Origin of the sequence: Bisgaardia hudsonensis (genome assembly GCF_004345785.1) — a bacterium.
In the GTDB taxonomy this organism is placed as follows: domain Bacteria; phylum Pseudomonadota; class Gammaproteobacteria; order Enterobacterales; family Pasteurellaceae; genus Bisgaardia; species Bisgaardia hudsonensis.
Genome location: NZ_SLXI01000002.1, coordinates 465640 through 477311 on the forward strand (window position 1 = coordinate 465640; position 11672 = coordinate 477311).

General features: G+C 31.3%; 14 protein-coding genes, 1 pseudogene and 1 riboswitch. Of the genes and pseudogenes, 3 read left to right on the plus strand and 12 right to left on the minus strand.

Features of this window, described 5'->3' with window-relative positions:
• Positions 1-22 precede the first annotated feature (22 nt).
• From EV697_RS04705 to EV697_RS04730, 6 genes are all read right to left on the minus strand, one after another.
• Entirely contained in the window at positions 23-793 is a 771-nt protein-coding gene (locus EV697_RS04705) for a hypothetical protein (RefSeq protein WP_132023137.1), read from the minus strand.
• Positions 794-900: 107 nt separating this feature from the next.
• Positions 901-1563 carry a thiamine phosphate synthase gene (gene thiE / locus EV697_RS04710; protein WP_132023139.1) on the minus strand — a complete coding sequence of 221 codons (663 nt, stop codon included), beginning with the start codon at positions 1561-1563 and terminating at the stop codon, positions 901-903.
• A 72-nt stretch (positions 1564-1635) separates the two neighbouring features.
• Positions 1636-2289 carry a thiaminase II gene (gene tenA, locus EV697_RS04715; RefSeq protein WP_132023141.1) on the minus strand — a complete coding sequence of 218 codons (654 nt, stop codon included), beginning with the start codon at positions 2287-2289 and terminating at the stop codon, positions 1636-1638.
• Between the two features lie 16 nt (positions 2290-2305).
• Positions 2306-3250 (minus strand): ABC transporter substrate-binding protein, encoded by a 945-nt coding sequence (locus EV697_RS04720; protein ID WP_132023143.1) that lies wholly within the window; start codon positions 3248-3250, stop codon positions 2306-2308.
• Between the two features lie 8 nt (positions 3251-3258).
• Positions 3259-4011 (minus strand): ABC transporter permease, encoded by a 753-nt coding sequence (locus tag EV697_RS04725; RefSeq protein ID WP_418883948.1) that lies wholly within the window; start codon positions 4009-4011, stop codon positions 3259-3261.
• A complete protein-coding gene (locus EV697_RS04730; RefSeq protein WP_132023147.1) occupies positions 4001-4756 on the minus strand; it encodes an ABC transporter ATP-binding protein in 756 nt (251 codons plus the stop codon). The genes EV697_RS04725 and EV697_RS04730 overlap by 11 nt, the downstream gene beginning before the upstream one ends.
• An 85-nt stretch (positions 4757-4841) precedes the next feature.
• Positions 4842-4930, minus strand: a riboswitch (TPP riboswitch).
• Positions 4931-5080: 150 nt separating this feature from the next.
• Here EV697_RS04730 and EV697_RS04735 point away from each other — a divergent pair.
• Entirely contained in the window at positions 5081-5407 is a 327-nt protein-coding gene (locus EV697_RS04735) for an HI1450 family dsDNA-mimic protein (RefSeq protein ID WP_132023149.1), read from the plus strand.
• 131 nt (positions 5408-5538) lie between these two features.
• Here the strand turns inward: EV697_RS04735 and EV697_RS04740 are convergent.
• Positions 5539-6840 (minus strand): annotated as a pseudogene (locus tag EV697_RS04740) (IS3 family transposase).
• Between the two features lie 449 nt (positions 6841-7289).
• On the opposite strand from EV697_RS04740, the gene EV697_RS04745 reads away from it, so the two are divergent.
• Positions 7290-7973 carry a hypothetical protein gene (locus EV697_RS04745; protein WP_132023151.1) on the plus strand — a complete coding sequence of 228 codons (684 nt, stop codon included), beginning with the start codon at positions 7290-7292 and terminating at the stop codon, positions 7971-7973.
• 2 nt (positions 7974-7975) lie between these two features.
• Positions 7976-8170: a hypothetical protein gene (locus EV697_RS04750; RefSeq protein ID WP_132023153.1), complete on the plus strand. Its 195-nt coding sequence runs from the start codon at positions 7976-7978 to the stop codon at positions 8168-8170.
• Positions 8171-8647: 477 nt separating this feature from the next.
• Here EV697_RS04750 and EV697_RS04760 read toward each other — a convergent pair whose 3' ends face one another.
• The 5 genes from EV697_RS04760 to EV697_RS09820 all read right to left on the minus strand — a co-directional run.
• The gene (locus EV697_RS04760) at positions 8648-9097 is read right to left on the minus strand and encodes a contact-dependent growth inhibition system immunity protein (protein WP_132023155.1); all 450 of its coding nucleotides are present in this window, start codon (positions 9095-9097) and stop codon (positions 8648-8650) included.
• 1 nt (position 9098) lies between these two features.
• Positions 9099-9227: an endonuclease toxin domain-containing protein gene (locus EV697_RS10040; protein WP_257793051.1), complete on the minus strand. Its 129-nt coding sequence runs from the start codon at positions 9225-9227 to the stop codon at positions 9099-9101.
• Positions 9193-9792, minus strand: a complete 600-nt coding sequence (locus EV697_RS04765; RefSeq protein ID WP_132023157.1) for a hypothetical protein — start codon at positions 9790-9792, stop codon at positions 9193-9195. The genes EV697_RS10040 and EV697_RS04765 overlap by 35 nt, the downstream gene beginning before the upstream one ends.
• A 187-nt stretch (positions 9793-9979) precedes the next feature.
• Positions 9980-10480: a contact-dependent growth inhibition system immunity protein gene (locus tag EV697_RS04770; protein ID WP_132023159.1), complete on the minus strand. Its 501-nt coding sequence runs from the start codon at positions 10478-10480 to the stop codon at positions 9980-9982.
• Between the two features lies 1 nt (position 10481).
• Positions 10482-11672: endonuclease toxin domain-containing protein (locus EV697_RS09820; RefSeq protein WP_481748680.1), on the minus strand; the 1191-nt coding region annotated here is incomplete at its 5' end.

Below are 11672 nucleotides of genomic sequence, written 5' to 3' on the forward strand. Positions count from 1 at the left end.
TAATTTACTTATATTATATAAATCATGCCTTTTCTCTAAAAAAAATAGAATATAAATTCTCACTTTTTATTTGAGGATATTCTTTATAGAATTCTATATGTCCAAAAATTGCTATTTGATAAATGGCATTTTCATCAATATCATCCTTTATAGTATTTCTATATATATTAGTTTTATCAATCCATTGATCCTCTTTTTTTCTATATGTTCTAATTATTAATTTATAAATCGGTTTTTCTGACACGGTTGAATTTCTTCTAATTATTTCTTCTACTTTAAGCTTAACTTCACCATAAAAAATATAAACATTTCCTTCATCTTCTCGATCTAACCAGCCATTTAAACTTTTCCTAGGAATACAATTGTGCATTATTTTAGTGCTAGTATTTGTTCTAAGAATAAAAGGATTTTTCTCATTATTATTTTGATTATTTAAACTTAAAGTATCTTGTGATCTGTATAATCTATTCAATGCCGACTCTAAACGCTCTCTGATTTTTTCATTATTCATATTTCCCACAAAATCTTTTAATTTTTTATTGGATGCATAATTATGAATATAAGAACAACCTTCAGCATGTTCCGAAGTCGGTAGTTTTGATAAAAAAGCTTTTCTCAAAGAAGTTTTATGTGTAAAACTTAACTCCGCAGTCTTACATTCAGGACATCTAATATATCCTTTATATAGTAAAATATTACCATTTTTATTTTTATATTCATTTTGTATAATTTGTACATTATGTACAGATTGATCTTTTAAATAATAAAAAGTTTCAAAACTTTTTCTCGTCATAATTTATTCCTTACAATATTGATTAAAAACTACAATAACTATTTAAGAGTACTATACTTCAATAATATACCTAGTTATAAATATATTGTAACTATAAGATTTAATATTTACTCCCCTAACAACCTCTTAACTGTTTCAGCAATATGTTCAGATTGGGTAATTACAGAAATCACCGCTACACCATCTGCCCCTTTTTCTCTTAAAACTTGTGCATCTTTTTCTCTAATTCCACCGATTGCCACAAGTGGTTTATTAATGCCTCTTTCTCTTAGCTGTTTAATAAAATCCACGCCAACTGAGGGCTTCGCATCTTCTTTGGATTGGGTAGGAAAAATCGGTCCAATACCAAAATAATCAATTTCATTAATATGATTACTAGCTAAGGCTTCTTCCATTTTATTCACCGATAAACCAATAATAAAAGGGCGGTCTGATTTTGAGATGATTTCTTGTACTTTCATATCCGATTGCCCGACGTGGGTACCGTCTGCTTCAATTTCTAAGGCTAATGATAAATTATCATCGATAATAAAAGGGACATTATACTGACGACATAAATCACGGCATTTTATGGCTAAGGCTTTTTGCTGTTGTGGATTATCCATTAGAGAATATTTCCCCTTATCTCTAAATTGAAAACAAGTAATTCCCGCATCTAACGCTTGCTGTAAAATATGAAGTAAATTATCTGCATTTGATCCAGATAAATGGCGACAATCTTGTGATCCTGCCACAAAATAAACTTTTAGCATTGCTTTAATATTAAACATAATAATCCTGTCATAATTAATGATAAAAAAGAAAGTGCGGATATATCTAAAAAACAACCGCACTTTTACAAGTTAACTTAAATCTAATCCCATTTGCCAGAATCCACTTTCCATTCTGGTTGCGGTATTAAAAATAGTTTGTAAATTTGTTTTTTGGTTTTCCGTTAAATCAAGGGCTAATTCATCTAAAATACAAATGACCCCTTGAGCAGCCTGTTGAAATTCTTCCGATGCGTAAGCATCAATCCAAGCTTGATAAGGATTATTTTTAGGGCTAATACCTTTTTCTACAATAGTACGCCCTATTTCTGCATAGCCCACTGCACAAGGTGCTAGAGCAGCATATAATTCGGGTAATCCCCCTTTTATGCCACAATCTAAAACATAGCGAGTATAAGCCACACAAGCAGGACTTTCTACGGTAGCAAATAATTCTTTTTCGGAAATACCCCATTCTTTACAGAAATTAATATGTACTTGAATTTCCTTTAATAAATCCGTATTTGCTTGATGAGCTGTTTCAATTTGCTGAAAATTATTCGCTTTAAAAATGCCTAAAGAAATGGCTCGGCTATATTGAAATAGATATAAATAATCCTGTTTTAAATAATGCTGAAAACTCGCTTTTTCTAAAGTACCATTTGCAAGCTGTTGTACAAATTTATGATCAACATAGTCTTTCCAAAAAGGATCCGCATTTTTAATTAATTTTTGGGTAAACGACATTATTTTCTCCTATTTATTACTCAACTTGTATCGCATAATCAGTTAAATTTGGTACTGTTTTAATTAAGCCTTTTTGTTGCATAAATTCAGCCATTTTTTGATAACGTGCATTATCCAATGCTCTTGGTCGTAAAGCCAAGCGTGGTAAGGTGTCTTTCCAAGCAAGGCGATTTAATTCGTTATCTAATTCTTTTGGTTTATAACTCACAAAATCGTTCCAACTTTCTTCTGGGTGGTTAATTAAATAAATCGTCGCTTGTTCAAGTGCGGTCAAAAATGTAGAGATTTTTTGTTTCGGAAGTGTTTCTTTTTTTGCCACTAGAATTAATTCATCATAAGCTGGCACGCCATATTCTTCTGGATAAAATGCTTTTCCTGGACGTTTTTCAAGTGCCATTTGATTGAGTTCAAAATTACGATAAGCACCAATTACCGCATCAACTTGCCCACTAAATAAAGATGGAGATAATGACCAATTTACATTCACAAATTCCACATCTTTTTCTGATAAATTGACGGACTCAAGCATTGTGCCTAATAACACACTTTCAAATCCACTCACAGAATAACCCACTTTTTTACCTTTTAAATCAGCTAAAGTTTTAATTTTACCATCAGCTAAAATTGTTAAACTATTCAATGGAGTAGAAACCAACGTGCCCACACGTACTAAAGGTAAACCTTCTGCCACTTGTAACTGTAATTGTGGTTGATAATCCACAGCAAGATCCGCTTTTCCTGCTGCCACTAATTTAGGTGGCATAGATGGATCCGCTGGTTCAACAATCTCAACAATTAAACCATTTTTTTCAAAAAATCCTTTTTGTTGTGCCACAATAATAGCAGCGTGATCAGGATTAACAAACCAATCTAATAATAAGGTCAATTTTTCTTTCGCCAGCGAAACATTACTAAAAAATAATGTAAAAATTGCTATCAAATTAATAAGTAACTTTTTCATAGTTTCTCCTATCGTAAATATGATGCCCACGGAATAAACCGTAAAAGCAATTTATCAACTAAAAAATAAAGACATAATGTCATTAACATTAAGATAAATAATCCAGCAAACATTAAATCTACTTGCATTCGAGCATTAGCTTGCAACATTAAATAACCTAATCCTTGTGATGAGCCTACCCATTCACCAACTACGGCACCAATAGGTGCAACGGAAACCGCAATACGTAATCCCGAAGCAAGCGATGGCAAAGCAGCGGGTAAACGAACTTTGAATAATAAATTTAATTTTGAGAGTGATAAGGTTTGGGCAAGTTCTAACCACTGTTTAGGTGTATTTCGTAACCCATCATAACAAGCTGCCGTAACAGGAAAATAAATAATCAATATACTCATAGCAATTTTTGATGCCATTCCATAACCAAACCATAGTACTAACAAAGGAGCAATAGCAAAGACGGGGATAGCTTGCGATAACACTAACACAGGTAATAAAAAACGAGATAACGCTTCAGAACTTGCTAACACTAAAGCCGAGATTAAACCCAATGAAAAACCAAAAAATAAACCTAAAATAATTTCGATAAAAGTTGTTTGACTATGTAAAAATAATAATTCCCAATGAGAATATAATTGTTCGCTGACTGCTTTTGGTGAAGGTAACAAATAATGAGGAATATCAAAAAAAACCACCGCACTTTGCCATAATATTGCCAATAACAAAGTGGTAATAAAAGGACGAATAAAACGATTACAACGCATTTTCATCTTTTCCTATCAGTTGATTAAATAACTGTTGCTGTAATTGCCATAAAGTAGCTTGATGTAAATCTCTCGGTGCATTTCCTTGTAAATGAATAGGTTCTGATAATATGGCAGGTTGACTAAATGAAATATCCTTAGTATCTAGATGAGTTTGCAAGATATAAATTTGATCCGCTAAACGAATCGCTTCTTGTGGATCGTGAGTAATTAATAAAACTGTTTTATCCGCTAATAATTGTCGAGAAAGATTTTGAAGTTGTAACTTTGTTACAGCGTCTAATGCAGAAAATGGCTCGTCCATTAAAATAATATCGGCATCTTGCATTAAAGTTCTTGCTAAAGCCACACGTTGACGTTGTCCACCTGAAAGTTGATAACAAGCTTTATCTAAATGAGCTGTCATACCAACCGCATTTAATAAACTTTCTGCTCGTTGCTTCGTTTCTTTGGTTTTACGATGTGTTAAATATTCTTTTAACTGCACATTATCAAGAATAGATAACCAAGGATAAAGGCTATCTTGCTGCGCTAGCCAAGCAATTTTTCCTTGAGTGTTAATATTACCTTGTTGTATGCCGTTTTTTTCAAGTCCAGCAATCGCTCTTAATAAGGTTGATTTACCCACACCAGAACGCCCAAGCAATGCTACCCAATAACCAAAAGGAACGGATAAATTCAATTCCTTGAATAAAACTTGCTTGTCAAACGTGATTGCTAAATTGTTAATTGAAACTGCCGACATCTAAATCCCTTTGCTTTTTAACTAAACATAAAGCGAATTGAGATGCGATTTTGTGAAATGAAAACTTAAACAATAAGAAAAGATTACGATACATAAATTAGTTTCCTACGCCAGTATTAACTGTTTCAGGTTCACGGGTATCATCTCAGCCCAAAGGCACCCCGACTAAATATCTTTGATGAAGTTTATCTATAAAAGTAAAAAAATCAAGTGAGATTTTAAATTTATGTTAAATTTTCAAAAAAGTCCTTATTTTTAAAATAACAAATAGTATTTTATGCTAGAATTTCACAAAATAATTTTTCACAATGGATACTCAAAAATATGACCGAAAAAATTCAAAAACTTAATCCTGATACAGCTATTGATATTGCTTATGATATTTTTTTAGAAATGGCGAGTGAAAATCTAGACCCTGCCGATATTTTACTTTTCAATCTTCAATTTGAAGAAAAAGGAGCAGTAGAAATGGTAGAAACCGCAGAAAATTGGGAACAAGAAATTGGCGTATTGATCGATCCCAATGAATATGCTGAAATTTGGGTCGGCTTAGTTAATGAGCAAGATGAAATGGACGATGTTTTTGCGAGATTTTTAATCTCACACCGAGAAGAAAATAGAGAATACCATGTAGTTTGGAAAACCAATTAGCTCCTTGATTAGTTAGTTTCTAGTCTAACTTTTAGAGAGCAAATCAAAACTAAGAAAAAATTCACCGCACTTTCTCAATAAAAGGCTGTCTAATTTTCTAAGATTTTGATCTAATCATAAAATTTAGACTGTTATTTTACAGACTGTATCCGTTTTTCATTGTAGTAGCGAATATAATCGTGGATAGCTTGTTCTGTTTTTTCAAATTTATACTTGTAAAAACACTTCGTTTTCAATCGTCCGAAAAAACTTTCCATTGTAGCATTATCCAAACAATTCCCTTTTCTCGACATATTTTGTTGAATACTATTTGATTTCAAGAAACATTGATAACATTGATAACATTGCATTTGGTATTGCCAACCTTGGTCTGAAGGTAATATGGGATTAGCATTTTTAGGCAATTTTCTGAATGCTTGTTGCAACATCTCTTGTATCTGTTGAAAGTTAGGGTTTTGCCCCATCTTATAAGCAATGATTTCATTATTAAACCTATCTAAAATTAAAATGGATGAAAGATAACATTTCTTGCCATCCAGTGCTTTGAACTCCGTCACGTCAGTTAACCATTTTTCATAAGGCTTTGTTGCCATAAAATTACGTTTTAGTCGATTTGGAGCAATTCTCTCTAGCGTACCTTAATAGCTGTTATATTTTCGTTTTTTCTTTCCTATGACTTGCCAACCTTGTTGCTGAATTATACATTGAACTCGTTTCTTATTGACTGACAATACTGTAGCAACACGACAGTAATCATACTTCATACTGAGGATATTCTGCTTTTATTTTCTGAATACAGGCTTTTAACTCGGTATAATTATCTCTTTTTGGTCGTAAATGATAAAAAAGACACGACAAACCAAGCCAACCAATTCAAGCAATAAACTCAGGGGAAATGTTAATCGGAGTTTTGGACAAGACCCGTTTTAACTTCGTTTCTTTCTATATTATTTTCTGACGATATTCTTGCCACTTTTTTAGGTAAGCTAACTCCGCACGTAATCGTAGATTTTCTAACGCTAATTCTTCTAAGCGATTAGTCAATTTGGGAGGCATTTTGGGGTACTCAAATTTCGTTATAGAGTCCTATCAGTTTTAGTTCAAGCCCTTTTTATACCCTCTTTAAGATGAGTATGTAACCATTAACTGACCATTCCTGAACTTGCTAGAGCAAATTTTAATGCCAATTTTTCAGCTGAATGTTCCCCAGAGATGACTGCTTGTATCACAACAAGTTTTTGTTCAAGTGTATAGATTTTTTTAGTTCGAGAAACTGTGAGCCCGTTCATACCAAAATGCTGATATTTAGCTATCCATCTGTGAATAGTTTTCTCTAGGAGATTAAAGTGACGATAGGTTAATGGGAGAGATTGTTGGTTATCTAGGTAGAAATCCACAACATGCTTTTTAAAAGATTGAGTATATTTAGTTATAAAAATCTGCTCCTTAATTCGTTGGTTTATAATCCAACTTTTGGGGAGTAAATCAAATTTTACCGTACTTTTAAACTTAGCTGAGGAAATCTATTTTCCCAAATTATCAAAAAAGTTTTTTACATCATCTAAAAAACTTGAATTCTTAGGACTATGAAATGTATCGCCTGCTGTTTAAATAGTATTTAAATTAGTAATATGAACCATCAAAAACACGAAATTTAAACATATTTATTTTTCGTAATTTAGGTGGTGTGTAGTAATTGATTTGGTGTTGAGATACATTCACTGCTACGCAAATCAAACATTCTGCTTCATTTGATGGAAACAATTTATGGCAAGATTTTGACGTATTTGTATGATTTAGGAACACATGTATGAAATAGGTACTTTTTGATAAACGTTTAATGTAAAATACAAGGGAGATAAATATCAAAGGGGGGCTTTATATGGATGAACTAAGCATAAAAATCGTTATGCTACTATTTCCAGGTATTATTACAACAATGTTTCTTGATAAATTTACAGAACATAAACCTTGGGGTAACTATGTCTACTCCTTATTCATTATTTTTTATGGAATCTTAGCTTATTTTAATTTACAACTCATACAATTTATTTATCAATTTCTTCATGTTGGAGCTGATAATTGGAAGGATTATCAGGTGATTTTGCTTGCTTCTTGGAAGTTTGTATACAATGTTTCACAAAATAACGAAATCCCTTACTCGGAAATCATGTGGGCTGCCGTTGTCGCATTAGGAAATGCAATGATTTTTTGCCGATTAGAGAAAACAGAAGTCTTATCCAGATTTTTGCAAAGATGCGGTATTACTGATAAGTATGGAAGCTATAGTACCTTTGTTTTAATGTCAAAAAAATATGAAGGTGAGTATATAGATGCTATTTTTTATAATCAAAACTTGATGTATCGCGGAATTATTGAGTCTATCAATGAAAAAGAAAATGAGTATGAGTTGATTTTTATGGATGTGACACTATATAGGATAGATGATAGTGGTAATCCAAAACCAATATCTGAAATGGATCATGTCTGTTTGGCTTGTAGTTATAAAGACTTGATATTGCAATCACCTAATAAATCATATTCAAACCAAATGGTAGGAATTTAAAAATGTCAGATGAAAAAAAAACTAATACCATAACAAATAATAATACAGTCTCTATGGAAGGGATAACAATTCTCATTAATGAAGGACTAAATTTTAAATCTAAAGTATTATCTAAAAATAAGGATGATTACACTAGGAGAATAAATAAAGGAGATTCAAAACCAATCAAACCTCAACCACCATCATCACTTAAATAATTAAAGTGATAATTCCTTTAAAGTAGGGCATTCAAAGTTACAAACTAGCCATTAAAATTGCGAAACTAAACTTAAGATTTTTTCGTTGTTTTGATGGTTTTTTGGTTCGCAACAATGACCTATAAGTTCTAAGCTTTCAAATTTAAATGGCCCTTTAACAATAATCAAAAGGGCATTTCTGTTTCTCAAATTTAATGGATTTTAACCGCTTAAAATCGAAAATGTGAAAAATTTTAAATTTATCATTTTTAACGGTTACGTTTCTCAAATTTTGCGATCAGCTACATCCAGTTTTGGTTTTAAAGCAATGGTTGTCGCATATTGACTAATCTCACCAATCAAAGTGCAGTCATTTTCCTTTAAGTTTTAAAAGTTTGACCGCACTTTGCTAGCTAGAAACAATTAGATAAATACACATATTAACGATAAATACTCGTACAATATTCAAAGGCTTCCATTGTTGCTTTGCCTAATTCTTCATCTGAAATGGTTAATGGTTAATGGATATTCAAATTTTATTGCTTTCTTGTTTTCATCTTTTACAGAAGTAAATGATCCCAAACTATAATGATGGCAAGGTTCTATGTATAACATATCATTATTAACCTTTATTATAAGAGAAATAGTATCCTTATAGAGGCTCGTTTTATTTTTATAGCCATAAGTTGCCATAACTTTTTTTTCTTCAAATTGAGTAAATTTATCCATTTCATCTTGATTATTCCAATGATACATAAATACCTCATCAGTAACTTCTTTACTTTCCGATAGTTTTGCTCGAATTTCTTTTCCAAAATCTCCAAATGGAATATCTAGTTCTAAATAACTCACTTTTTGATTAATATCAGCAAATCTTAAACGTGCTATTAAATTTGCTGTTATTGATATATATTTACTTGTTTTTTCAAGAAGAATATCTTTTTTCATATTATTTCACCTTTTTCACAATAATTTTGACACCTTGAGAATCTGCATAACGAACAGATTCATTAATTGCATTCATTTGTTGTTTGGTTGTTCCATTAGGAATCGCTAAATACAACTCTTTCCCCGTCATTTATATTTTTAACTTTATTATATAATTCATTTTTTATGCGTAACCCTTTATTTATTGTTGATAAATATAAATTATTTACATCATAATCACCACCTAATACAAATGGTATTTTAGGCATTAAAACTTCATCAAAACCAATTTTCCTGTAATATCGTTGCCACGTTATGCCAATGGAATAAGCACTAAAATAATTAAAGTCTGAAAATAAACTTTTTATAAAATTTTCCATATTGCTAGCTATAAATTCAAACTCACAAGTTTCAAAATCAAATCGCCCAATTTCATATCCTTTAAAACAAAAACCCTCTCCTAGTACATTGTCAGAAAAGAAAAACAAATCTGTATGGAATAATGAACTAATATAGTTATTCCAAGACAAAATATTTCTAGATGTATTTAGATCCCATGGTAAAAATCGCATACACCCTTCAAATAGTTCAAAACCATTTTTAATTGATAAAATACTATTTAATTCTTTCGCTATATACCCATATTTATTAGGTATCAATATTTGGTTTTTACTAATAGAATCACTGGAGTTATTAATTAACAAATCTATATTCATAACTTTAATCTTCCACAATAATTTTTACACCTTTAGAATCTGCATAACGAACAGATTTATTAATTGCTTCCACAAAATTTAGCTACATATCTTATTTACGGTACAAAAAAGTGCGGTCATTTTCCTTTAAGTTTTAAAAGTTTGACCGCACTTTGCTAGCTAGAAACAATTAGATGAATACATCATATTAACGATAAATACTCGTACAATATTCAAAGGCTTCCATTGTTGCTTTGCCTAATTCTTCATCTGAAATGGTTAATGGATATTCAAATTTTATTGCTTTCTTATTTTCATCTTTTACAGAAGTAAATGATCCCAAACTATAATTATGGCAGGGTTCTATGTATAACATATCATTATTAACTTTTATTATAAGAAAAATGGTATCCTTATAAAGGCTCGTTTTATTTTTATAACCATAAGTTTCCATAACTTTTTTTTCTTCATGTTGAGTAAATTTTCTCATTTCCTCTAAATGATTGTAATAGTACATAAACACCTCATCAGCAACTTCCTTGCTTTCCGATAATTTTGCTCGAATTTCTTTTCCAAAATCTACAAATGGAATATCTAGCTCTAAATAACTCACTTTTTGATTAATATCGGAAAATCTTAATCGCGCAATTAAATATGCTGTTATTGATATATATTTACTTGTTTTTTTAAAAAGAATTTCTTTTTTCATATTATTTCACCTTTTTCACAATAATTTTGACACCTTGAGAATCTGCATAACGAACAGATTCATTAATTGCATTCATTTGTTGTTTGGTTGTTCCATTAGGAATCGCTAAATACAACTCTTTTGATACAATATCCTCATTTTCTAATATAAACTCCGTTCCTTGTTTACTATCTCTATCAAAACTTACCATATCATCAACATATTTATTTAATTGAGATGTAATTCTCTTCGGATTTTGATACGTCTTTGAACCAATAGTATCCATCGTTTTCGCACTTACCGCCGTTCCATCAGGCAATAAATGGTCGAATGTTTTAAAATTAGATTTGATTTTGTTTAAATTCGTTGTTCCTTCTGGTAGATAAGACATTAAGTATTGTTCCCAAGGATACCCTTGTTTATCAATACCTTGCCCCCATGAAATCCCCACGTCTTTATTAGAAAGAACGCCTTTGGTGGGTAATTTAATTTTACCTAAAGTTGTTAAATCCTTAACTCCTTTTATTATTGGGGTAATTTCTGTCGCAACACCTAGTACTCTAGAGGCGGCAATATCTTTTACCTCATGAGAAACCTCTTTACCATAAAGTGAATTAAGTGCAACATGAGAATCCGTCGGAAATTTAGCATTGATAATATCGCTTGCACTATTACCTAAAGTATTAAATTCTCCTTTAATACAATCAATCTCTTTCAGACAATTCATATACTCATAAAAGCCATCTCTCATCGCTTTAGATGTTGCCTCTCCCGTCGATGATGGGTTAGTTACTAATGCTTTTCCGTAATTCCCCACGCCCTCTAAAGTATCAGAAACTACTTTAGTATAAAGACTATTTTTAACTAATGGTTGGAAACGTTTACTAAAATAACCATCATGGGCTTTGTCATATTTCTGTAACAACGTTGCATTCACATAAGGCGAATAATAGCTATCTTTATCAAATTCTTTAAAATAATTTTTCCCTGCCTGTAAAAGAAACGCATCAGCAGCGATATTTTTATCTTGGTATTTCTCGCTATCAATTTTTTTAGACGCTAAATAATCAACCGATTTAACCGCTCTTTCTATTAATTTAGATTCCGCTTCTTCAAGGCTTATCCCTTCTTGTTCAGCAAAACGTTTTGCATTTTCCTTAATCCATTCTATTTCATTTGGATGTAATTGACGGTTAAATTTCTCTGCATTAAA